This window comes from Candidatus Thiosymbion oneisti (assembly GCF_900092655.1).
GTDB classification, from domain to species: Bacteria; Pseudomonadota; Gammaproteobacteria; order Chromatiales; family Chromatiaceae; genus Thiosymbion; species Thiosymbion oneisti.
Map to the genome: position 1 here is coordinate 1 of NZ_FLUY01000114.1, position 220 is coordinate 220.

Here is a 220-nt window from a genome sequence, read left to right on the forward strand (position 1 = left end):
GAACGCCGGCTGACCCGCGGTGAGATCATCCTCGGTATTGGTAAAGCCCAACGCCTGCAGGTCGAGTGTGTCCACGTAAGCGTCGATCGCCCGAACCAGATTGGTCTCACTGACGTAATCTTCCACCCGCGGCGGCAGGAGAGCTTCCTGGGCACGGGCTACCCCTCGCTTGTAACGTCTCGCCATGAAGGTCAGCCCCTCGGTTCGAGCTCAGCTGGTA

Annotated in this window: 1 pseudogene; it reads right to left on the reverse strand. The window is 61.4% G+C overall.

What is annotated here, in order from left to right:
• Positions 1-186, reverse strand: a pseudogene (locus tag BQ17_RS01165) (IS5/IS1182 family transposase); the annotation flags it as partial.
• Between the last annotated feature and the right edge of the window lie 34 nt (positions 187-220).